Source organism: Bacteroidota bacterium (genome assembly GCA_016213405.1).
In the GTDB taxonomy this organism is placed as follows: Bacteria; Bacteroidota; Bacteroidia; order Palsa-948; family Palsa-948; genus Palsa-948.
Genome location: JACRAM010000124.1, coordinates 1 through 24027 on the forward strand (window position 1 = coordinate 1; position 24027 = coordinate 24027).

Genomic DNA, 24027 nt, shown 5'->3' on the forward strand with positions numbered 1-24027 from the left:
ATGGAACATTTGTGGGCTACCGTGCGGGGTATAATGTTTCAAGCGGCTCAACAAATACTTTTCTTGGCAATCTGGCCGGCTATTCAACCACCACTGCAAGCAGCAACACGTTTGCAGGAGATGGTTCAGGTTATAAAAACACCGCCTCCGATAATGTGTTTTACGGAGTCAGCAGCGGATACAACAATCTTTCAGCAACTCCCAATACGTTTATTGGAAGGAGTGCGGGTTATAATAATAAATATCCGCAGCGCAACGTAGCTGTTGGCTATCAGGCATTATATACTCAAAGCAACTACGGTAGCAACACAACCGCATTTAATACTTTCAATGTTGCAGTGGGTGATTATGCGCTTTATACAAATAACCCTTCCAACGCCAGTGGTGGCAACGCTGTTGATGGACATTATAATGCCGCGTTGGGCTATCAGGCAGGTTACAACAACACAACCGGCTCTAGAAATACATTTGCAGGAATGCAGGCGGGAATTAACAATACCAGCGGATGGGGTAATGTTTACGCAGGCAATGGTGCGGGATACAAACAAACAACAGGAGCTGCCAACACCGTTGTAGGTTATCAAGCCGGTTATGGGAGCGGAACAGGCGCTACGCATGTTTACAACAGCAATTCTTTTTTCGGCTATCAGGCAGGATATAAAGACACCAGCGGAAGCTACAACACCGCCATTGGCGAGCTGGCGGGCTATACAATAATGAGCGGAGACAGCAACACCTTTGTGGGCTATGGCGCGGATGCGAATGCAGCTAACCTGCACAACTGCGCGGCTTTTGGGTACGGGGCAATAACTAATGCCAGCAAAAAAATTGTAATCGGACATTCCAATCTTGCGACTGGCGGTGTAATTGGCGGTTATGTTGGATGGAGCAATCTTTCAGACGGAAGATTTAAAACTAATGTAAAAGAAGAAGTAAAAGGTTTGGAGTTTATTAAAAAACTTCGACCTGTCATTTACCAAATAGATATGAATAAACTAGATGCATTTCTAATGAAGAACGTACTACAGGAAAAAGATAGTTTAGGCAATCCGATACACACTCAGCCATCTTCTGCACCATCTATAAGTAGCGTACATACTGGATTTATTGCTCAGGAAGTAGAACAAGCGGCAAAGGATTGTGGCTTTACATTTGATGCTGTTAATGCTCCCAAAGACACTAACGACAATTATAGTTTAGTGTATGCACAATTCGTTATTCCCCTCGTAAAAGCTGTTCAAGAGCAACAAAAAATGATAGATACTTTAAGGGCTGCTGTTGATAGTTTGAAAGCAGTAAAACCATCAGGGCAAAGAATCAATCAACATGAAGGCAAAGGCGATACAACGTTAGAAATAAAACTGACATTGCCTGACGAAATCTCCATGAGCGAAGCCCGACCTAATCCAAATAATGGAAAAGCGGAGATTGATTATTACCTTCCTGCATCTGTTTCAAATGCTGAAATTATTTTCACAGATATGCTGGGCAGGATAATAAACAAAATGAAACTTGTATCCGGTTATGGTACTGTTGCTGTTGACACACAGAGTTTGCCGAACGGTAATTATATATATTCTCTTGTAGTAGATGGAAAAGTGATAGACACAAAAAAAATGATAAAAAGTAAATAAAAAAAATAAACAAGAAAAAAAGGTGGGGCAATTATCTTGTATCCATCTTTTCTTTTATACTTTTGAAAGATGAAAAAAAAGATTATTAGTATTTTTTTTTCTATTTTATTTTTTATAACCACCTTTGCACAGACGTGGACACAAAAAGCAAGTTTTACAGGCACAGCAAGAGGAGACGCTTTTTCTTTTTCAATCGGAAATAAAGGATATGTTGGTGGTGGTGAAGATGTAAGTGGAAATTTTACAAATGATTTTTGGGAATATGATGCAGTAAATAATAGTTGGACACAAAAAGCAAACTTTATCGGCATTGCGAGATGGCAGGCAGTATCATTTGCCATTGGTTCAAAAGGGTATGTGGGAACAGGAAATTTTACAAATGATTTTTGGGAATATGACCCTTTAACCGATTCGTGGACACAGAAGGCAAATTTACCCGCAGATAGCAGAACCGCTGCCGTAGGATTTTCAATTGGCAATAATGGATATATTGGTACTGGATCAGGAGGCAGCCCTCAGTATAATCATAATGATTTTTGGGAATATAATCCAACTAATAATTCATGGATACAAAAAACAAGCATTCCGGGTCCAAGAAGTTTTGCAATTGGTTTATCAATAGGAGCAAAAGGATTCGTTGGCACGGGTTATGATTCTGCAAATGCAAATTTGCTAGATGATTTTTGGGAATATGATACAACTAACGATACGTGGTCTAATAAAACTAATTTTCCAGGAGGAAAAAGAAGGGATATTGATAGAGCATTTTTTGTTATTGGAAATTATGGTTACACGGGTACAGGGTTAGGTAGTGCTTATAATAATGATTTTTGGAGATATGACCCATCAAATGATTCATGGACACAAATTTCAAATTTACCCGCTATCGAACGAATTGGAGTGTCTGGCTTTTCTATCAATAATAAAGGATATGTTGGTTTTGGTTTTTGGTTTAACCCAAATCCAAATTACCTTAATGACCTTTGGGAATATACTGATACAACAAGCGGAGCGGGGATGAATGAACACGATGTTAAAGTTTTAACGGAGGTATTGCCGAATCCATTTATAAACCAAACCACAATAAAAATAAACTCAGCAACTAATTTTAAATATGAAAGAATAAAATTGTTTGATTGCGCTGGTAGGGAAATGAGAAGTGAAAACTTTTTAGGCAAGCAAGTTGTAATCAAAAGAGAGAATCTGCAAAGCGGAGTTTATCTTTATCAAATCATTTCTGAAAATAAAACTATTGCAGAAGGAAAGTTGGTGGTGCAGTAGTTTCCATCTACAAATATTATTCGTTCAGGATTTATTGCACAGGAAGTAGATTCTGCTGCTCAAATAGTAGGGTATGATTTCAGCGGTATAGATAAAAACAGTAAAGTTATGGGTTTACGCTACACAGAATTTGTCGTTCCATTGATAAAAGCAGTTCAAGAACAGCAAAAATTGATTGATACTTTATTTGTAATGGTTAATGCTAAAAGTGGTCAGCGTATTGAGAATACAAGTGGAAGCGGAAATAATACCATTGAAACAGACATAACGCTTACTAACAAGAAAATAGTTCTCGACCAAAATTCTCCGAATCCATTTCATGACCAGACAACAATTACTTACGAAATCAAAACAGATTTTAAAACTGCTGCAATCATGTTTACAGACATGGGCGGAGAAATAATCAAAGAAGTGCCGATTAGAGAGAAAGGAAAAGGACAAATAAATGTTTTTGCGCAGGATTTGACTACTGGAATGTATACTTACTATATTGTTGTTGATGGCAAAACAATGTATGCTAAAAAAATGGTGAAAGAATAATTAAATCTGCAACCTGTTATTAAAAAGCCCATCTATAAAAAATAGAATGGGCTTTTATTTTTATCTTTATCTTTAATAACTTAAAATACTTTACTATGAAATACTGTTTATTAATTGCATTCACTTTTGTTGCATTTATAGCAAAGGCGCAAATAACATTAGTGCATACCTATGATTCTGCTGGATATTATGGTGTTCCTAAATGCTGGCAGCAATTATATATTGTAAAGCTTGAAGTTGATGGCGATAAATTTGTATTTGCTGACAAGGCTGATAAATTACTTAGATTCTATAATTTGAATCACACGCTATGGAAAACAATATCTTTTGCCAATGCAACAGACATGGATTCAATCTATAATAATCAATGGATTAATTACATATCTCAACATTTATTTGACCTTGATGATGAAATTGAATTTCTATATATTGATAATGGCGGTAATCCAATAGTAGAGGTAACTCAGGTTGTTAATGAAGACGGTAGCATATTGTTCACTGCAAATAATCAAGGTGCGCGTCTAAATGCCAGTGCTCCGCAAACCCAATTGCCAATTTACAATACCAGTGCTGGTACATTTATGATTTTGAGTGGCGGGGCAAGTACTGATGGTAATGCATATGTTTATAGTTTGCCCGGTACCTTAAGCAATGCAATACAAGAAGGCAACGCGCAACTAATGCAGGCGCAGGGCGGGGCTTTAAGCAACTTATACCCAAACCCCAGCAATGGAGCAGTAACATTGCAATATGCCTTGCCCAAAGGAGAAAAACAAGGAGAAATAATTTTATACAACACGCATGGCGCAGAGGTAAAACGCTACAAAGTAGATGATACTTTTAGTGATATAATACTTGATAACAAACAACTGCCTGCGGGCACTTACTTTTATCAACTCACTACCAGTAAAGGCGCGGTGGGGAGTAAGAAAATGGTGGTGGTGAAATAGGTTATATTCAAAAATGTTAAGTGAAAGGCGGGAAATGTTCTCGCCTTTTTTTTATTTTCGAGTTCCCGCCAAATCAAAACGCATAGCCCTTGCCGTTCTGATTACTGCTTACCGATTACTTTTCCATCTCCATTTCTCCTATGAAAATCTGATTTCATCAAGCATCGTTATTAACAAGAGCGTGTTTGAAAGTTGAAAACCCGGCATTTTTTATCAGCTTCATTTTGAAATAGTTTTGCTTGCAACACTTAAAAAAAGTTTTCGGTTTATGGTCTTTGGTTTTACGGTTGTTGAACAGTAAACCATAAACTGTAAACTATAAACCTAAAAAATACGACATGATTAAATACATTATTATTCTGATGAACATGCTGGCGCTCCTTGTGGTGCGCTTATTTTTTTCTCCTGATGTAATGGTGAAAATGGATGCTCCATCTAAAGTGAAGCCGGGCGATGAAATTACCATCTCGCTTACCATTAATAAAGGATCCATTGCCGGAGTCGGTCACATGAAGCAAGTGCTTCCTGCCGGTTTTGGCAACGCAACTGTGGTGGAAGCAAAAAGTTCGGAATTCAAATACCTGCCTGAAGACAATGTAATAAAGTTCACATGGATTTCTCTTCCTGCCGACCAGGAGTTCACCGTATCCTATAAGGTAACGGTTGATGCAACAGCTCCAAACGGAAATGTTGACCTTGGAGGAAAATTTTCTTATGTGCTCGACAACGAAAAGCAAACCTTTGAACTGCCTCCGCAAAGCATACAGGTAGTTAACGAAACAATGGCGACCACCACCACAACTACTGAACCTGAAACCACTGCCACCACCACTACTCTGCCCGAAACTACCGCAACTACCACTACAGAACCTGAAACCACTGCCACTTCGGCTGAAACAAAAGTTTCTGCATCGGTCACCGCAAGCAGAACCATTGTTGGAAGCCCCGAAGGCGGAATGGAATTTACGGTTGAACTCAATGTGCATAAGGATGGAATGAAAGGATTTGCCCGCGTTCAGGAAACACTGCCTGCAGGATTGACAGCCATTTCACTTGACAACAAAGGCGGAACTTTTTCTTTTCAGGATCAGAAAGTGAAAATCATCTGGGATAATCTTCCTGCGGATGAAGACATAAAAGTTTCTTACCGCGTTGCGGTGGCAGATAATGTTTCCGGTCCCATGGCTATCATGGGCTCCTTCTCGTATGTAGAAAATGATGACCCAAAGAAAGCCGATATACCTTCCACCGCTATTATAGTGCAGGCAAAAAGCACCTGGGTGGCAGGCACCAACACCACTTCAGTAACTCCGCCTGAAACCACGCTGACCAATGTTCCTGTGCCTGACAGCAAAGTGGCTTACAAAATTCAGATATGCGCGCTCTCTAAAATGGACAGATCCACTTCCTACTTTCAAAACAAATATGCAATCAGCAACAAAGTGAATATGGAATTTCATGAAGGATGGAGAAAATACATTGTAGGAAAATACAGCATGTATAAAGAGGCGCGCGATTACCGCGAAAGCGTTCGTTCAAAAGGCGTGGAGAATCCGTTTGTTACTGCCTATAATAACGGAAAAAGAATTACTGTGCAGGAAGCCCTGATGGTTTCCAATCAGCAATGGATACGATAAGGTTTATGGTTTAGAGTTTACAGTTCAACAACCGTAAACTGTAAACTCTAAGTTATTATCTTTGATGCGATGAAGCGAAAATACTTTCTCCTGCTTGGTGTTCTTTTTGCCATCTGCCATCTGCCATCTGCCATCTGCCATGCCCAGGATACTACTGCTGCGCCAAAGCCATACTATCCCTATCCCCCTCCGTTTCCTCCTAATGATAAAGTGATTTTAGATTCTTCGGAATTTGTAAATACGAAACTGATGCAGCCCACTATTGGAATCGGGCCGGGCATTCTTACTTTTTATGGAGATGTGAGTGATAAATTTAACATAGCTCCTTCTCTCAGCCGTATGGCGTATCACCTTTCGGTATCAGAATATATAACAAGGTCGCTGATGCTTAGCGCGCGCGCCCTGTTTGGCACGCTGGCAGGCAATGAACGCGGACCCCGCTTTTCAAACTTCGAGTCGCGCATCCGTTCCGGAGGAATTAATATCACCTATAACTTTGATAACTTTCTTCCTAAGAAAAGAAGAATTGACCCGTTCATTGTTACCGGATTTGAATATTTTGAATACCTGACGAAAGCAGATTTGTTTGATGCCTCAGGCAATCAATATCACTACTGGAGCGATGGTTCTTTAATGAACATGGATGAGAGTGCTCCGAATGCCCAGTTCAATGCCATTGCGCTTTCGCGCGACTATACGTATGAAACAGATGTGCGGAAATGGAACAACTCCTTGTTTGGAAAATATTCTGAACACTCGTTTGCCGTTCCCTTTGGCGCGGGTGTTAATCTTCACCTTGCTCCGCGATGGAATTTCAAACTCGGAGCCACTATGCACTTCTCCTTCACTGATTACATTGACGGAATCACACCCGATAACAAAGGCGCAGGAAAAGGAGACAGCAAGAAAGATAATTTTCTGGAAACTTATTTTACTTTATCTTTTGATTTATTCAATCCGAAACCGCCTTACATCTCCCCTCTCACCGATGCGGAGTATCTTGCCATTGCCAATGAAGATACCGATGGCGATGGCGTAATTGATTTTAAAGATTCCTGCCAGGGAACTCCGCCCGGTGTTGGCGTGGATGCAAAGGGCTGCCCCATTGACAGCGATGGAGACCGTTTCCCTGATTACATGGATAAAGAAGTGAACTCTCCCCCTGGCGCTTTCGTAGATGATAACGGAGTGGCAATGAATGATTCCACCATTGCGCGCAACTGGCGCGTGTGGAGCGATACCACCGGTCTATATGCTTATACCGATACCATCATCAATCCTCCCGCTATTGCCGCAGGGGATTGGACAAAGAAACGCGATGCCACCATTGTTTACCGAAGAGAACTTGTCATACTTCTCGGCAACTACAAAGAAGGAGTGCCTCCAACAGAAATGGGAAAACTCCTTAACGTGCCCGATGTGAGAAACACCGTTCAGCCCGATTCATCCACTTCCTACATTGCAGGTTCTTACAACAAAACATCAGATGCCGAAAAAAGAAAGAGCGATATGATTGATGCCGGTTTCCCCAATGCAAAAATAATGGTGCTTAACAAAGACGGCTCTCTTTCAGAACCCACTGCCGATGTGCTTGCCGGATTCAAAGGCGATGGAACAAAGATAACACCGCCTGTCGAGATGAAAGGAGTTGTGTTCCGCGTGCAGTTAGGCGCTTACTCCAAAAAACTTTCTTCCTCTGTGTTTAAAAATGCGGGGCAAACCGTTGAACTGAAAACAGAAGACGGCTTGTATAAATACCTGAGCGGGTCATCAAACACTATTCAGGATGCCCTTAAACTACGGGAGGAATTGGTGAAGAAAGGATTTAACAGCGCTTTTGTGGTGGCGTACAAAGACAACAAGCGTGTTCCGCTTTCTTCTGTGAGCGGTGGCATCTTTCAACCGAAGAATGAAAACATGGAAGAACCCAAAACACCCAAAAGCGCCATTGATAAAAACCTGGTGTTCTTCCGCGTTCAGGTGGGAGCATTTGTAAACGAACCTCCGGCAGACATCCTGCAGAAGATGAATAAAGTGCCGGGGCTTGAAAAGAAAAAGAAACGAAGCGGGGTTACTCAATACCTTGCCGGCAAGTTTAATAGCTATGAAGAAGCGAAAAAGTTCAGAGATGAGATGAACTCAAAATACGGAATACCTGATGCCTTTATGGTTGCTTTCTTTAAAGATGAAATGATTACCGTACAGGAAGCGGTAGAACTGTTGAAATAATCCACTCATTTTCTGTAACTTTTCTCTCTTTCCTAACGTCTGATTGAAAAGATTCTGAAAAAAACTTCCACATTCAAAAAAATGGCATTACTTTTGTATTCACTACTCAAATCTTAAAACAAAAAACCTAAATCCAAATACAATGAAAACATTACTCACACTCATTTCAGCAGCGCTTCTTTTTTCAGCAGCAGGCGCACAAACTCAAACATCACCCACTACTCCGCAGCCCCTGCCCATGACAGCGCCTGCCATGAAGATGCAGAACCCCACTGTCAACGGGGCAGGCACGCAGAACCCTCAGCAGAGCACGCAAACAGCGCCTGCGCCAAAATCTACGGGCACCACTACAGAAACAAAAAAAGCAACTGACAGCAAAGAGTCGCCTTCACCTACTCCTGCGGTTGACAACAAAATTGCTGTAAGCGATCCGGGCGTTCCTGCTGATAAGTCAAACAAAAAAACTGCAGGCACCACTCCAACTACCGAAAAGAAAACTCCAAACAGTTCGGGGGTTTCTCCTAAGTAAATCAGTTATCGGTGACCGGTAATCAGTAAGCCGATAACTGATTACCGATTGCCTTTTTTTTACTAATACTGTTTATAAAATGAGACCACAATTCACAGCAGGATTTTTACTTCTCTTCTCTCTTCCGTTATTGAGCTTCAGCCAGATAAACGGGCTGAATGCGTTAAAGCAGGTTACAAACGCTTTAACAACGCAAGACACCACTTCACAAAAGAAAAAAAGCACCGGCACTCAATCGAATCTTGCCGTGAGTGATGAAGGAACTCCTAATAAGCCAAAGGATAATAAAAAAGTAATCATTGAAAATCCGATTGACAAAGCGAAAGAGAACTTAATTGAAAAGACCGCTCCTTCTTCTGGCAGCACCGGCAGTTCTACGGGCAATCTTGCAGTGAGTGACGAGGGTGTTGGAGGAAAAGATAAAAGAAAAACAAACAGGGAAGCAACCGGCACTGCTACAACTCCTGAACAGCCCAAGCAAGAAACGGTTACGCCCGCTCCAAAATAGTTTTCAGAATTTACTTTCAAAATCCTTAAACCTTTTTGCAGCCCCGTCTTTTTCAGAAAAGATGGGGTTTTTTATTCCCCAGTCAATCGCTAAATCATTATCGCACCAGAGAATTGCATCTTCTGACTGCTTGTTATACGTGCCAGAACATTTGTAGGAGAAAATGGTGTTGTCTTCCAACACCGAAAAGCCATGAGCAAATCCAACAGGAAGATACAGCATGGTTTTGTTGGAAGCGGAAAGAGTAAGTGAAAAATGTTTGCCATACGTGGGAGATTTTTTCCGGATATCAACCGCCACATCCAGCACTGCTCCTGCAATCACGCGCACTAATTTTGCCTGAGCATAAGGGGGATTCTGAAAATGCAATCCCCGCAAAACTCCTTTTTGAGAAAGCGATTCGTTATCCTGAACAAATTCTTCGGCTATTCCGTGTTTGGCAAAAATATTTTTATTATACGATTCAAAAAAATACCCACGGGGGTCTTCAAATACCTTTGGCTGAATCACAAACAAGCCGCTGAGCGGAGTGGTAATAACCTGCATATTTATAATGAGATTACACTGATTATAGAAAAGCAAGAGAGATTACAAAGATTATTTTTGTGCTGTTCCATCTGTGTAATCTTTTTAAAAATCTGTGTAATCATAGTATAATCAGGAGACAAATCTTTTGAAGAATGATTTTTTCATTTGCTTGCCAGCACGGTCTTCGTAATATCCGTAACCCTGACCGTAGCCGTATCCGTATCCATGACCATAACCATAATTATAGCCGTATGATTTTCTATCAATATCAACTCCGTTAAGAATGGCTGATATTTTCTTTATGTGATTTTCATTATAGAGCCGGTCAAGATTCTGAATAAAGTTTCTCTTTGAATATTCTGACCTGAAAATATACAGGGGGTAATCCACTTTTTGAATGACGGCTACTCCATCTGTTACAAGTCCAACAGGGGGAGTATCCAACACAATAAAATCATATTTTGTTTTTAAGTAAGCAATCATTTCATCCATCTTTTTGCTGATGATGAGTTCGGAGGGATTGGGAGGAATGGGTCCGGCTGTGATGAAATCAAGATTTTCAAACGAACTATGCTGAATGCAATCATCAAGCGCATCCCTGCCAATAAGCATGGTGCTCATCCCCTTTGTATTCTCAGCGCCAAAGCCAAGATGGATTTTTGGTTTGCGCATGTCTAAATCAATTACTATAACTTTTTTGCCGGAGTAGGCGATGATGCCTGCCAGATTAATGGCAACAAATGTTTTTCCTTCTCCTGATATGGTGGATGTTACAGCTGCCGTTTTTGGTCCGGGATCATTAGAAATAAATTGCAAGTTAGTCCGGATAGAGCGGAATGCTTCTGCAATAAGCGATTTTGGATTTTTATCTACCAGCAGTTGAGAAACAGGAATGTCTTTTTTATATTTTGGAACTATTCCAAGCACTGAAATGGCTGCGTTGGTAAGTTTATTTATGTCATTGACCGAATTAATTTCATTGTGAGTAATATAGCGGGCAAAAATGAGAAGCAATGAAATCAGCAGCGCGGATAGGATGGCTGCAATCAATACCATTGTTTTTTGAGGAGATATAGGAATGGTGGGCGTTATTGCCTTATCAAGAACAATATGCTTGGAAACATTTCCTGCCTGTGAAATGGAATACTCCGTTTTCTTCTCAAGCAACAGGTTATAAAATTTTTCATTGATGCTGAATAGGCGCTGAAGTCGGGAATACTCCACTTCTTCAGATGGCATGCTGTAAAACTGTGCTTCAAGTTCTTTCACTTTCTTATCTAAATTTTCTCTTCTCACAGCGAGCTTTTCTTTAATTGACCGAATGCTTTCCAGCAACAATTTTTTCTGCACTCCAATCTGAAATTCTTTTGATTTGATTTTTTCGCTTGTCGGAGTTACCTCATAAAGAAGTTCTTCTTTTTCTTTAAGCAGATTTTGAAGCGAGGCAATTTGAGCAGTGAGGGTAGACTCAAAATCAACACCAGACAATAAAGAAATAAAATGGTATGAATCAATATCTTTCTTTTCATCAATACTTTTTTCTATCTCCGCTAACACATTTTCTTTCAGTTCTAAACCAATCAGTTCATCTTCCATTGTATTCAAACGCGCTGTGCCTACTTCAGCCATATTTTTTGTATCGCTCACTTTATTATCTTTTTTAAATGTGTAAATTAATGTTTCAGCATTTTTGAGGCGATCATAAACAATACTCAGTTGTTCATCAAGAAAGGAAAGAATTTTTTGAGCGCTCTCTCCTTTTTTCTCCACATCATAATCAATGAATTGATCTGCCATGGCAGTAACTACATCGGCAGTTTTAACAGCGTTGTTATCCTGAAAAGATATTTCTATTGTTTTGGCAGCTTCGCTTATCACCCGAACATTTAATCTTGAAAAATATTCGTCTGCAAGCATATCAAAATTATTTATTACAAAATAAAGTGTGTTTTCTTTTACTGCGCTTTGCTGGCTTTCTATCTGAGAAAAATCTGAAACAATGATTTTTATATCCATCTCTGGTGTGCTTAACCAGTTTCCAACTAAAAATTTGTATGAATGGTCTTTTCCTTCTGTATTGTAATTAATTTCTCCGTTATTTTTATTGTCAAAATGGATGTAAACGCGCTGACCATATATCACATTATGTTTTATAGTGGCTTCAGCGGAATAAGAACTGTTATTATAATGTTCATTTTTGCGGAATGTACCCTCTGCAAAGTATGTTGTTTTAAGAGGAAGTGAGGAGAGCGCTCTAACAAAAAAAACTTTTGAACGCAGAAATTCAAGTGACTTGGCGATGCCATTCTGCCCCTCTTCGTTAATATTCTGAACATTAAGAATTTTGCTGGCTTCGTTTTCCGAATTAATCTGCAAAATGGTTTTGGATTGAAAAACCTGGGGCGTGTATCTTAAATATAAATAAGCGCAGGCAAACGATATGGTAAAGAACAAAAATATCCAGAATAAATTTTTTCGAATCAGGAAAAAGAAAAGCCCTAGTTCAAAATCGCTGCTGAGACTCGAAACTCTTTCCTTATATTGAGAAAATGAATCTGAACTTTTACTGAATTGATCTGCTAACATGAATCCTGCTGAAAATTATTTGGTTGTTCTGGAAATAAATTCAACAAAAATAATTATAGTTGTAACAAAAGTTAAGTAAGGTAAAATTTCACTCATGATACCTTTGCTTAAGCGAAGATTGGGCTCAACATAAATAATATCATTTGCCTGAAGAATGAGATTGGCTTGTTTCATGCCATCTATTGTTGACAAGTCAATAAGATATACGTCCGGATTTTTTAAGTCCCCTCGAATAAGTTTTATTTTATATGCTTTCCCTGACTGTGAAATCCCTCCCGCCTGAGCCAATGCTTCCAAAAGAGTGGTGTTCTCATTCGTTAATCCAACCACTTTTGCAGTGCCCTCACTTCCGGGAAAAATTATTACTCTTCTGTTTGAAACTTCAAGCAAAACAAAAGGTTTATTATAAAAAGCTGAATATTTATCTTCAAGAAACTGCTCCGCTTCCCTTACTGTCATTCCCTTAAGTGCAGTGCGTCCAAGAAGAGGGAATTTTATTGTTCCATCAAACTCAACTTTATAAGACATGCTTGTAGAGGATGATCTACTCTGAGCAGAACCATCGGCAGCAGTAACATCAATCAATTTGAACCCGTCATTAGAATAAATATTAAAATTCAATACATCATTCGTTGATATTTTATATAAGGAGGGTGGTTCGGTTGCAAACGTAGAATATTTATAATTCTTTCCCGTTTTTAACATCACACTCGGATTTAAAGTCCTGCATCCATGGAATAAGATGGAAGCAAAAACTGCAAACACAAAGAGAAAATAAATACGTCTCATATTAATATGATTTCAGAATCCGTAAAGTTATTAAAATTAGGGAAATGAGTTATTTCAAAAGTGTGTGATACAAATTTTTAACTTCAGTTGTAAGACGTAATAATCCAAACTTTTCCTTTACAAAGAGCCATCCATTTTTACCAAATTCATGGCGCATAGAATCATTTTCAACCATTTCAAGAAGATTATTGTAAAAATTCCTTTTATCGGCAACCTCTGAAATGAGAGCAGTCTTATTCGGGATGACTGCATCTTCTATTCCACCGGCATTTGTAGTTACAATCGCTTTGTTTGCTGCCTGCGCTTCTATCAAACTGACAGGTGTTCCCTCATTGAATGAAGTAAGGCATACGATATCCAGTCCCGGATAAATTTTATGCACTTCCTTTTCCCACGATGTGAATACTACAATCTCATTGAGTCTAAGTTCATTTACTGTTGATTTGAGTTTTTGGCGCTCCTCGCCATCACCAATAATAAATGCTTTTATTTTTTGTTTCGAATTTTCCTCTACAAACTTTACGGCTTCAAGAAACAGCATATGATTTTTTACAGGAACTAATCTTCCAACAATCCCAATTGAAATAACATCTTCACTGAGATTGTATTTTTCTCGGAATAATTTTCTTTTACTCACTGAATTATCATTAAACCTCTGCAAATCAAAGCCGAGAGGAATCACATGAACTTTTTCCTCTGAAACAATTTTATGTTCTTCAACTAATTCCGATTTCTGTTTTTGACTGATAGCAATAATGGCGTTGGTTTTTTTCGCAAGATTACGTTCAATGGTTTTATAAACAGAAGTTTTCAAACTTCCGAAGTAAGAATGAAAAACATGCCCATGAAAAGTATGTACTGTTATCGGAACATTGCATGCAAATGCCGCTTTTCTTCCCAGTGCTCCCGCTTTTGCTGCATGTGTATGAACAATATCCGGCTTGAAATACCGTATGATTTTTTTAATTTTATTATAAGCAGAAAAATCATTAAACGGATTAATGCTTCGTTTCATCTCAGGAATAATTTGATATTCCAATTCAAGGTTTTTTAAAATGAATTCAGAACTTTCCTCCGAATCATCTTTCATTCCACCAATCAAAAGTGTCTCAAATTCTGGCGACAGATATTTCGTCAGATAAGCTGCATTGTAGGTTGGTCCTCCAAGATTAAAACGATTGACTATGCGTAAAACTTTAGGCATAATGTTTTTTCCACCAGTATTGAAATACAATCAGTCCCCAAACGCGCGCAACTGAATCGTCAGGATTATTTGAGAAAAGCTGCTTCAACATTTTTTTATTTCTATATAATTGAAAATGCCCTGATCTTGTACAAATTTTTCACACAACAAATCATCCGTGATGATTGATCTTAATTCGGTTTGAAACCATTTTAAAAGAGGAACTTCAAATCCTTGTTTACTTCTTGATAAAATTTCTTCAGGTAATTCTTTTCTAAAAGCATCTTTCAGAATTTTCTTTCTGCTGTTTCTGTCAATTTTGTATTCAGCAGGCAGCGAAAAAGCAAAATCAACAATTTTGTGATCCAGAAACGGAACGCGAACTTCTAAGGAATTTGCCATGCTCATTCTGTCCGTTTTCACAAGCATATCATTTTCCAGAACCAGTTTTACATCTGTCATCAAAACAGAATTGAAATCTTTATTTACAAGACGAAGGATTTCTTTTTTTCTTTCATGATAATTTGCATAACCGGAAGAGAATAATTTTTCTATTTCCTTATCATCTGCAAACCCGGACCATCGCCAGTAACGCTCTTTTTCAGAAAGAGAAATTCCTTCACTGAACTTATGAAGCTGCCTTGAAATGTTTCCAAGTTTTGTATTTCTTGACTTAGGAAGAGCTTTTAATAAATGTTTTGATGATTTGACAATACTTTTTCTGATAACGCTTTTTCTTATCATCAATTCCGCATTGTGTTTGTTGTAACCACCAAACAATTCATCAGCGCCATCGCCCGAAAGAGCCACCTTCACATGTTTTCGGGTATGCATTGATAAAATATGAACCGCAAGAGCAGAAGAATCCGCAAACGGCTCATCCATGTAATCGAGCACTGAATGGAGATTCGCAAACAAATCGTTATTCGTAAGGGAAAACACGGTGTGCTCCGTTTTTAATTTTTTCGCTACAAGTTTTGCGTAATGTGTTTCATCGAAATACCTTTCGTCTTTATATCCTATAGAAAAAGTTTTCAAGTGTTTTGTGTGATGAGAAGCCAGCGCGCAAATGATGGAAGAATCAAGCCCTCCGCTGAGAAAAGCGCCAAGAGGAACATCTGCTATTAACCTATGCTGAACGGAATTGTCAAGTAGTTTGTACATCTCTTGTTCCGCTACATCACTTTGCAGGTTTCGGACAGAAGAATGCATGTTTAATTCATAATACATCTGGGTTCTGAATTCAGAACTAATAACTTTCGCAAAACTGCCAGACGGGAACTTATTCACTGATTTCAAAATAGTATTCGGAGAAGGAATATAATTGAGGTGCAAATACATTTGAAGAGATGCTTCATCCATCTCTTTCTGAATTCCGTAAGCAATAATTGCTTTCATCTCCGAAGCAAAAATAAATTTGTCTTTGTCCAGAAAATAATAAAGCGGTTTTATGCCAAACCTGTCTCGTGCTAAAAACAAACTATCCTCTTCTATATCATGAACTGCAAAGGCAAATTCTCCGTCAAGTTTTTTCAGGCATTTTTCTTTTTCAAGAATAAAAAGGTTAAGCAAAACTTCCGTATCGCTTTCACTTTTGAACCTGATTCCTTTCGCAAGCAAATCTTTCTTCAGTTCGCGAAAGTTAAAAATCTCACCATTGAATACAACCGTGAACCTCCCGCTTGCGTCAGTCATGGGCTGTGAAGCATTATCACTGGTATCAATTATTTTCAACCTGCGATGACCCATCGCAATTTTATTGTGAAAAAAAGTTCCCTCTCCGTCAGGTCCTCGCTTACTCAAAGACGCAATAGCTGAATTTGTTTTTGAAAGAAACTTTTTACCTTCTTCTGAAAACGCGATTATACCAGCAATCCCACACATAATTCTTCAAAGTTAATTGATTTGGAAGATTGCAGTAATATTGCAGATATGAAACTTCATCAGAACATTGTTGATGCTATTCTTCGGTCGCTTCACGAAATATTTGAAGAGAACAAATATGCCGACAAGGTGATTGAACGTGTTCTGAAATCAAATCCAAAATGGGGCGGACGCGACAGAAGATTCATTGCTGAAACTACTTATGATATTGTAAGATGGTATCGCTTGTTGCACGAAATAACTCCTGAAAAAGAAAGGAAGTTAGAAAGTATTTTCGGCACCTACTGTGAATGGAAAGGTTTTTCTGATTCTGATTCTATAGAAGAAAAAATAAGATCCATCCAATCTATTCGTAAAACCAGAGAAAGCATTCCTGATTGGATGGATGAATTATGCATTGCCGAACTCGGAGAAGTGAAATGGGAAAAAGAAATTCACGCATTGAACGAACAGGCAAAAGTGGTTCTGCGAACGAACACGTTGAAGATATCAAGAGAAGAACTTCAGAAAAAATTATCCGCAGAGGAAATAGAAACTCATACGCCTGAAAACCCCTCTCCTGATGGGGGAGGATGGGAGGGGGCTTTGGTTCTCTCAAAAAGAAAAAACGTTTTCACATCACCATCATTCAAAGAAGGAATGTTTGAAGTGCAGGATGCGTCATCGCAATTAGTTGCGCCATTTCTCGATTTGAAAGATGGCATGCGCGTGATTGATGCCTGCGCAGGCGCGGGAGGAAAAACGCTTCACATTTCTGCCCTTATGCACAACAAAGGAAAAGTGATTGCGCTTGACACCGAGCAATGGAAATTAGACGAACTGAAAAAGCGGGCACGAAGAGCAGGTTGTTCAAATATTGAAACACGGATTATTGATTCCTCGAAAGCGATTAAGCGCATGGAAAATTCTGCTGACAGATTATTGCTGGATGTTCCCTGCTCTGGGCTCGGGGTTTTAAGAAGAAATCCTGATGCTAAATGGAAACTGAGCCTGGAATTTATTGAGAAAGTAAAAATTCTTCAACAGAAAATCCTGCATGATTATTCTCTGATGCTGAAGAAAGGCGGAATGATGGTTTATTCCACTTGCTCCATTCTTCCTTCTGAAAATGAAAAGCAGATAGAAAAATTTATTCTTGAACAAAACGGAGCATTTGAACTTGTTGAACAAAAAACCATTTTTCCCAGCGAAGGGTTTGACGGATTTTTTATAGCGAGAATAAAAAAGAAATGAAACTATTTTTCCTTTTACTGATGGCGTTGGCTTATGTGGTGGCGGGAGCTAATCATTTTGTTAACCCCATGATGTACAAAAAAATAATGCCCTCCTGGCTGCCCTGTCACTTTGCATTAATTTATATCAGCGGAGTTTGTGAAATTGTTTTTGGCTTGCTCCTGATTCCTGAATACACAAGGCACATGGGCGCCTGGCTCATCATTGCTTTATTGGTTGCTATCTTTCCGGCAAATATTCAGATGATGATTAACTTCTGGAATAAAAATAATCCATACTTATGGATTGCCATTGCGCGATTGCCGCTTCAAATTCTTTTAATCTGGTGGGCGTGGAGTTATACGAAATGACTAACTCATGTTACGCAGATGCTGGTTTGCAAAAAATGTTCAACCCGTTGGATATTATCCTACGGGTTTCAACAATCAATGCTCAATTTTCAATGTTCAAATTGCTACTCATAATCAAACATTGAGAATGGAACATTGAATACCTGCCTGCGCAGGCAGGTTGAATATTGAACATTTTGCGTAAGGTGAGTGACTAATGACTAATAATTATTTTCTTTACAGCACTCCCCTGCTCTGTTTTGATGTGTAGAAAATAAATTCCATTGGGCTGAGAAGAAAGGTTTACAGTTTCCTGTTTACGGTTTACCCCGTTGGAATTATTTCCTACGGGGTTTACTGTTGTTTGAAAAACAAGTTCTCCAAATACATTGTATATTTCTAAACCGTAAACTGCAGACTGTAAACCAGAAACCGTGAAAACTCCGCTGGATGGATTAGGAAAAACAGAAACAGATATTGGCTCTGCAATTTCATTTACTGCATTTGACACCGGACAAAGCCCAATCACCTGCACCGGAGCAGCGCTTTGGATGGTTGTTCCATCACCTAATTGACCTTGGGCGTTATATCCCCATGCCCATACCGTGCTGTCATTTTTCAACGCAACAGAATGACCTCCTCCTGCTGAAATGACGCTGATGCCTGTGAGAATATTTACCTGCTGAGGATAATTTTTATTAAGGGTTGTTGTGCTGTCGCCTAATTGACCTAATTGATTGAAACCCCAAGCCCAAACGGTGCCGTCATTTTTCAGAGCGAGAGAATGACCGGCTCCTACTGAAACAGCAATGACAGATGTGAGCCCAAGCACCTGAACAGGAGTATGCCTGTCTGTGTTTGTGCTATCGCCTAATTGTCCGAAAGAATTATATCCCCAAGCCCATGCTGTGCTGTCATTTTTGATGGCAAGGCAATGACCTCCTCCTGCTGAAATGGCGGTGATGCCGGTGAGTGAGCTTATTTGAACAGGAGTATGCCTGTCGGTAGTATCTCCAAGACCTAATTGACCTAAATAGTTCTGTCCCCAAGCCCATACCGTGCTGTCATTTTTCAAAGCAAGAGAATTTCCCCATCCCCCTGCAATGGCGGTGATTCCCGTAAGCAGATTCACCTGAACAGGAGTGAAACTGGTGTTGGTATCACCCACGCCTAACTGACCATGGTTGTTTCTTCCCCAAGCCCAAACAGTGCTGTCATTTTTTATGGCAAGCGTATGATATCCTCCTCCGGCAATAGTGGTGATGCCAGTGAGGAAACCAACATTTCCGAATCCGTGCACCTGCAGAGGAGTCCAACTGCGGATTGTATCACCATCTCCTAATTGTCCATGGTTGTTTCTTCCCCACGCCCAAACGGTGCCGTTATATTTCAGGGCAAGAGAGTGGCTGATTCCTTCCAATGGATTCCCGCCTGTGGCAAGCGCGGTGATGCCTGTGAGAAATCCCACATTTCCTACTCCGTGCACTTGTTGTGCAGTTGATTTATCAATAGTATCTCCAATACCTAATTGACCATCGTTGTTATAACCCCAAGACCTTACGGTGGAATCGTTGCAAATGGAAAGGGAATGTAATCCTCCGCCAGATATTTGGGCGGAACAAAAAGAAGCCCCACCCCAACCCTCCCCATTAGGGAGGGAGTAAAGAAAGAACATGATGAGAAAAATAATTCCTCCCCTAACGGGGGAGGTCAGGAGGGGGCTTTTAGTTTTTGATTGCATTATAAATTATTTCTGTATGACTAGTTTTTTTATTGCAGTTCCTTGCTCGGTTTTGAGTTGCCCAGAAGGGACGGAGACCCGCAGAAAATAAATGCCGCTTGGCATATCCAAATTAAGGTTTAAGGATTTGGGATTTAGGATTTTTTCTGAATAGACATTTTCTCCCAGTACATTGTAGATTTCAATGCTTCTCACTTCTGACTTCTCGCTTCTCACTTCAAACTTTCCGTTTGTGGGATTTGGATAAAGTGAAATGCCGCTGCTTATATCATTTTCATTTACTGCGGTCAATCCCTGCAGGAAAATATCATCTACATACAACGTGCTGTTGGGGATGCCGCAGGTAAGCGTGGTATAGCAGGTTGCATTAATGTCTATGTCTAATGTATCAGGCGTTGTTGTAGGAAAATTCGGATTATATAATAAGTTAAACTGCCCTTGCGTGTAAGAACTGGCGGGAGCATTAATAATGGTATAACCAATGGCAATGGTATCGCGTGTTATGCCGTTCCAATGAGAAAGCGTTACAAACCATGCCGCGGAATCTCCGCCAACGGGAGCGTATTTATACCAAAATGAAACTCCTGTTGGGCGGCTGGTAAAAGGGAATCCCTTAATCAGTGCGAATGGGACTTGCTGGAGGAGACCGGTAAAAGCGCCTGCTGCGGGGTTATGAAGAACAGTTGGATAAGGATTGTTTGTAAGAGTAACAGTAACAATTTTCATGGCATAGGTTCCGCTGTGGGCATCCACACCGGTTGCCTGAAACACACCCTGCGGATTTCCTAAAATCATAAGCGGGTTTATGGTAACCCATCCGGTTGGATCATTACCGGTCCAGTTTTCAAAATCAAAGGTTGGCTGTGCAGCGGCAGATAATGCTGCCATCACAGCAATAAGCGGAAGTATGTAAAGTTTTTTCATTGTGTATTACCCCGTTGGATATTGGTTTTTATTTTTCACTCGTAGTTCAACGGGTTTATCCTACGGGGTTTATTTATTGATGATTAGTTTTTGTGTTGCGGTTCCACGTTCGGTTTTCAAATGTAGAAAATAAACTCCGCTTGGCATATCCAAATTAAGGATTAAGGATTTGGGATTTAGGATTTTTTCTGAATAGACATTTTCTCCCATCACATTATAGATTTCAATACCTTGCATTTTCAAATTTTCAAATTGGCTACTTGTCACATTTATCTTTCCGTTTGTGGGATTTGGATAAACAGTAATATCAATTGCCGCATTGTTCTCGGCTATGCCGGAAGTAAGCCCTATTTTAAATATTGTTCCCTTACCGTTTGTGCCGCCCTGATCGGTCATTCCGTAGAGAAAAGTTCCGTCAGAAATAAAAGAGCCGTATGGATAGCTTCCGTTTGAAGCGCCTGCGAAATCCAATAATTTGTAATACCCTGTTCCATCGGTTTTTATTTTATAGATCAGCCCCAGATTGTTTGAGCCTCCTTCATGTGCCATTCCATAAATATAAGTTCCGTCATAAACAAGAGAGCCGGCAGGATATCTTCCGTTTGCAAGACCAGCGCAATCAAACAGTTTAAGATATCCGGTTCCATCGGTCTTTATTTTAAAGGCAACTCCAATACTGCCTGTGCCGCCTTGCTCGGTCATTCCATAGAAAAAAGTTCCGTCAGAAACAAGAGAGCCGCGGGGATTGCTTCCAGAAGCAGTGCCGGAGAAATCAAACAGGTCGGTATATCCGGTTCCATCGGGCATTATTTTAAAGATGGTTCCCAAACCATTGGTGCCTCCGCCTTTTGTCATTCCATAAAGAATAGTTCCGTCAGTAATAAAAGAGCCGTATGGATTGCTTCCGTTTGTATTATTAAAATCGAGCAGTTTAAGATATCCGCTTCCATCGGGTTTTATTTTAAAGATGGTTCCAATACCATTTGTGCCGCCCTGCGATGTCATTCCATAGAGAAAAGTGCCGAGGGAGAGAAGAGAGCCATTTGGAGTGAATCCGTCTGAACCGCTTCCGAAATCATGCAGTTTAGAATACCCTGTTCCATCGGGTTTTATTTTAAAGATGGTTCCAATATCATTGGTGCCGCCCGCGCGGGTCATTCCATAGAGAAAAGTTCCGTCAGAAATAAAAGAGTCATACGGACCGGCTCCGTTTGAAGCGCCTGCGAAATCAAGGAGTTTGGAAAACCCTGTTCCATCGAATTTTATTTTAAAGATGGTTCCTAAATTATTTGTGCCGCCTGTGCTGGTCATTCCGTAGAGAAAAGTGCCGTCAGAAATAAGAGAGCTATGCGGATTGCTTCCGTTGGAAGTGCCGGCAAAATCGAGGAGCTTGGTGTATTGGGCGAAAGAAAGCCCCTCCCCTAAAGGGAGAAGGAAGAGAATGAATAACGAACATTTGAACAAACGAATTGAGAACAGCGAAGTATAAATTCTGACTTCGTTATTCAAATGTTCTAATGTTCGGTTGTTCCTTTGTACATCGTACTTTGTACTTTGTACATTCTTGATGATTTGTTTTTTCATAGTGAAAATTATTTAGTAACTGATGTTAGCACAAGTCATTTTTAAAAAAAATATTCAATATTCAATACGCAATGTTCAATGTTCAATGAATTGCAATGTTTTTTTTACTTGAGAATTGAGAATTGAACATTGAATATTGAACATTTTGCGTAAGGTGAGTTAGTAAGACAAAGGTAAAGTATTTCGCCCTGCGAATGCAAAACAACGCACTATTTGTAATTCTTACCCCACCATAACAGAAATCACATCGCTGTCGATTCCTCTGCCTGCGCTGTTGGTGCAATATATTTTTCCATAGATGCGTTTTCCGCTTTCAAGCCCGCGTATTATTTTTTTGCGCTGGCTGCTCACATCAATCGTCAGCAGAACATCGGGTGTGTTTTCTGCGGAATGAAACCGAAACATCAATTGTGTTTTAATGGTAGAAATTTTCAGCGCTGCGAAATCGGGAGATAAAACCGCCACATAGGTTTCGGAAGAAGGCACCGCATTGCAGGTAAAGATAACCGCACCGCTTTCGTCAGTGTGAATGAATTTCTGACCTGTGGGTTGTGCAGGCACATGCCTGGGGCTGGCTTCGGTTTTTGTGGTATGAAAACCAGCGCTGGTAATTTTCACCGTGTCGCCATCGGCAATGCCATCTACATAATCGGCTAACTTGCGCAGGGTGCTGTTCCATACCTCTTCTGCCGCATCGCGGGCTACGGTTTGTGCCGGACCTCCTCCCTCAGAGGCAAGATGTTTTGTTTCCAGATTGTTGGTTACTGTAGTAACGGTTGCAAGCGAGGGAATGGGCGTGAGAAAATTTGCATTGCCCGTCATATCCACCACCCTATCTCTGCCGAATAGTATTTTATTTGAAACCGGTATCTTGATAAAATTGCGTTTTACCTTTGCTTTTTTCATAAGGTTATTGGTTTACGGGTATAGAGGTATAGAGTATAGGGTATAGGGTGTATTTCCTTATACCTTATTTCCTTATTTCTTTAGGACTTACTCACTCTGTGAAACTCTGTGTTTCTCCGTGAACTCTGTGTTGAAAATTTTAACACAGAGAACACAGAGTTTTAAGAGTTTCACAGAGAAATACAAAATTGCGTAAGTCCTATCCTTATACCTTTTAGAGGTTAACAGTTGGTTGTTGCTTTGTTTGATGGCAAGTTTAATCATTTTTTCAATCAATGAAGCTATATTTATTATAAATACAGTTGGATTTATTATAGTTCCAGTTGGATTTATCATAATTCCAGTTGGATTTATTATAGTTCTAATTGGATTTACTACAGTTCCAATTAGATTTATTACAGTTCAAGTTGGATTTACTACAGTTCCAATTGGATTTGTCATAGTTCCAGTTGGATTTACTACAGTTCCAATTGGATTTATTATAGTTCTAATTGGATTTACTTTAATTCCAGTTAGATTTGTTACAGTTCCAGTTGGATTTATGATAAAAGCAGTTGTGTTTGTGATAAATGGAGTCCTGTTTGTGGTAAATGTGGTAATATTTCTGATGAATGGGGTTGCCTTTGCCTGAAGAACTCCTTAGGGAGTGATGAAAGGAGTTTAGTTTATAATGAATGGAACTTAGTTTATGATATGCTGCTATTAATTCCAAACAGAACACTCCGCCACAGCGGATGAACTGATGGAAAGAAAAATAAACGGATAAAGAATATTGACCGTTGCGGTTAGCTGCGGAGAATTCCGGGTTATGCGTACCTTTGTTACGGATATAATGAGTTAGCAAAAACGCCCAAACAATGCCGAAGGCATCCCTTCGGGACAAAAGACAGTGCATCGTTAGACAGATTCTGTGTTATCTCCAAATTTTTTTTGAAGATTTTTATATACTATTTCACTATTTAAAACTTTTCTATTTTTGCCCTTGCAAGACCAATTTAATTTCTTGCCTTAGAGCAAACAGAGCGGACAAGA

The 24027-nt window shown here is 39.7% G+C and carries 19 protein-coding genes and 1 pseudogene; 11 read left to right on the forward strand and 9 right to left on the reverse strand.

The annotated features are described in order from the left end of the window. From HY841_14840 to HY841_14875, 8 genes are all read left to right on the forward strand, one after another. A partial coding sequence (locus HY841_14840; GenBank protein ID MBI4932032.1) for a tail fiber domain-containing protein occupies nt 1-1634 on the forward strand: 1634 nt, incomplete at its 5' end. A gap of 69 nt (nt 1635-1703) precedes the next feature. After that, complete coding sequence (locus HY841_14845; GenBank protein MBI4932033.1) at nt 1704-2915, forward strand: T9SS type A sorting domain-containing protein; 1212 nt, start codon at nt 1704-1706, stop codon at nt 2913-2915. Between the two features lie 108 nt (nt 2916-3023). Beyond that, nucleotides 3024-3455 (forward strand): T9SS type A sorting domain-containing protein, encoded by a 432-nt coding sequence (locus HY841_14850; protein MBI4932034.1) that lies wholly within the window; start codon nt 3024-3026, stop codon nt 3453-3455. A gap of 95 nt (nt 3456-3550) precedes the next feature. After that, the gene (locus HY841_14855; GenBank protein ID MBI4932035.1) at nt 3551-4405 is read left to right on the forward strand and encodes a T9SS type A sorting domain-containing protein; all 855 of its coding nucleotides are present in this window, start codon (nt 3551-3553) and stop codon (nt 4403-4405) included. A 338-nt stretch (nt 4406-4743) separates the two neighbouring features. Next, nucleotides 4744-6042, forward strand: coding sequence for a hypothetical protein (locus tag HY841_14860; GenBank protein MBI4932036.1), 1299 nt, complete (start codon nt 4744-4746; stop codon nt 6040-6042). Between the two features lie 69 nt (nt 6043-6111). Continuing rightward, the gene (locus HY841_14865) at nt 6112-8271 is read left to right on the forward strand and encodes an SPOR domain-containing protein (protein ID MBI4932037.1); all 2160 of its coding nucleotides are present in this window, start codon (nt 6112-6114) and stop codon (nt 8269-8271) included. Between the two features lie 142 nt (nt 8272-8413). After that, on the forward strand, nt 8414-8800 hold the full coding sequence (locus HY841_14870; protein MBI4932038.1) for a hypothetical protein: 387 nt from the start codon (nt 8414-8416) through the stop codon (nt 8798-8800). A 79-nt stretch (nt 8801-8879) separates the two neighbouring features. Continuing rightward, a complete protein-coding gene (locus tag HY841_14875) occupies nt 8880-9308 on the forward strand; it encodes a hypothetical protein (protein MBI4932039.1) in 429 nt (142 codons plus the stop codon). Between the two features lie 3 nt (nt 9309-9311). Here the strand turns inward: HY841_14875 and rfbC are convergent, their stop codons facing one another. The 5 genes and pseudogenes from rfbC to asnB form a co-directional block, all read right to left on the reverse strand. After that, nucleotides 9312-9854, reverse strand: a complete 543-nt coding sequence (gene rfbC, locus HY841_14880) for a dTDP-4-dehydrorhamnose 3,5-epimerase (protein ID MBI4932040.1) — start codon at nt 9852-9854, stop codon at nt 9312-9314. Nucleotides 9855-9965: 111 nt separating this feature from the next. Beyond that, entirely contained in the window at nt 9966-12422 is a 2457-nt protein-coding gene (locus HY841_14885) for a polysaccharide biosynthesis tyrosine autokinase (GenBank protein ID MBI4932041.1), read from the reverse strand. Nucleotides 12423-12437: 15 nt separating this feature from the next. Beyond that, nucleotides 12438-13211 (reverse strand): polysaccharide biosynthesis/export family protein, encoded by a 774-nt coding sequence (locus tag HY841_14890; protein ID MBI4932042.1) that lies wholly within the window; start codon nt 13209-13211, stop codon nt 12438-12440. A gap of 49 nt (nt 13212-13260) precedes the next feature. Beyond that, a complete protein-coding gene (locus HY841_14895; protein MBI4932043.1) occupies nt 13261-14415 on the reverse strand; it encodes a glycosyltransferase in 1155 nt (384 codons plus the stop codon). Beyond that, nucleotides 14408-16278 (reverse strand): annotated as a pseudogene (asnB, locus tag HY841_14900) (asparagine synthase (glutamine-hydrolyzing)). The gene HY841_14895 and the pseudogene asnB overlap by 8 nt, the downstream one beginning before the upstream one ends. Nucleotides 16279-16326: 48 nt before the next feature. Between asnB and HY841_14905 the strand changes: the two are divergent. Beyond that, nucleotides 16327-17511, forward strand: coding sequence for a methyltransferase domain-containing protein (locus HY841_14905; protein MBI4932044.1), 1185 nt, complete (start codon nt 16327-16329; stop codon nt 17509-17511). Further along, on the forward strand, nt 17508-17861 hold the full coding sequence (locus HY841_14910) for a DoxX family protein (protein MBI4932045.1): 354 nt from the start codon (nt 17508-17510) through the stop codon (nt 17859-17861). Before HY841_14905 ends, HY841_14910 begins: the two co-directional genes overlap by 4 nt. A gap of 193 nt (nt 17862-18054) precedes the next feature. Here the strand turns inward: HY841_14910 and HY841_14915 are convergent, their stop codons facing one another. The 4 genes from HY841_14915 to HY841_14930 all read right to left on the reverse strand — a co-directional run bounded on the left by HY841_14915 (nt 18055) and on the right by HY841_14930 (nt 22995). Next, a complete protein-coding gene (locus HY841_14915; protein MBI4932046.1) occupies nt 18055-19581 on the reverse strand; it encodes a T9SS type A sorting domain-containing protein in 1527 nt (508 codons plus the stop codon). 6 nt (nt 19582-19587) lie between these two features. Then, nucleotides 19588-20505: a T9SS type A sorting domain-containing protein gene (locus HY841_14920; protein ID MBI4932047.1), complete on the reverse strand. Its 918-nt coding sequence runs from the start codon at nt 20503-20505 to the stop codon at nt 19588-19590. Between the two features lie 69 nt (nt 20506-20574). Continuing rightward, entirely contained in the window at nt 20575-22089 is a 1515-nt protein-coding gene (locus HY841_14925) for a T9SS type A sorting domain-containing protein (protein ID MBI4932048.1), read from the reverse strand. 222 nt (nt 22090-22311) lie between these two features. Then, nucleotides 22312-22995 (reverse strand): hypothetical protein, encoded by a 684-nt coding sequence (locus HY841_14930; GenBank protein ID MBI4932049.1) that lies wholly within the window; start codon nt 22993-22995, stop codon nt 22312-22314. Between the two features lie 247 nt (nt 22996-23242). Between HY841_14930 and HY841_14935 the strand changes: the two genes are divergently transcribed. Next, the gene (locus tag HY841_14935; GenBank protein MBI4932050.1) at nt 23243-23626 is read left to right on the forward strand and encodes a hypothetical protein; all 384 of its coding nucleotides are present in this window, start codon (nt 23243-23245) and stop codon (nt 23624-23626) included. Nucleotides 23627-24027: the final 401 nt, after the last annotated feature.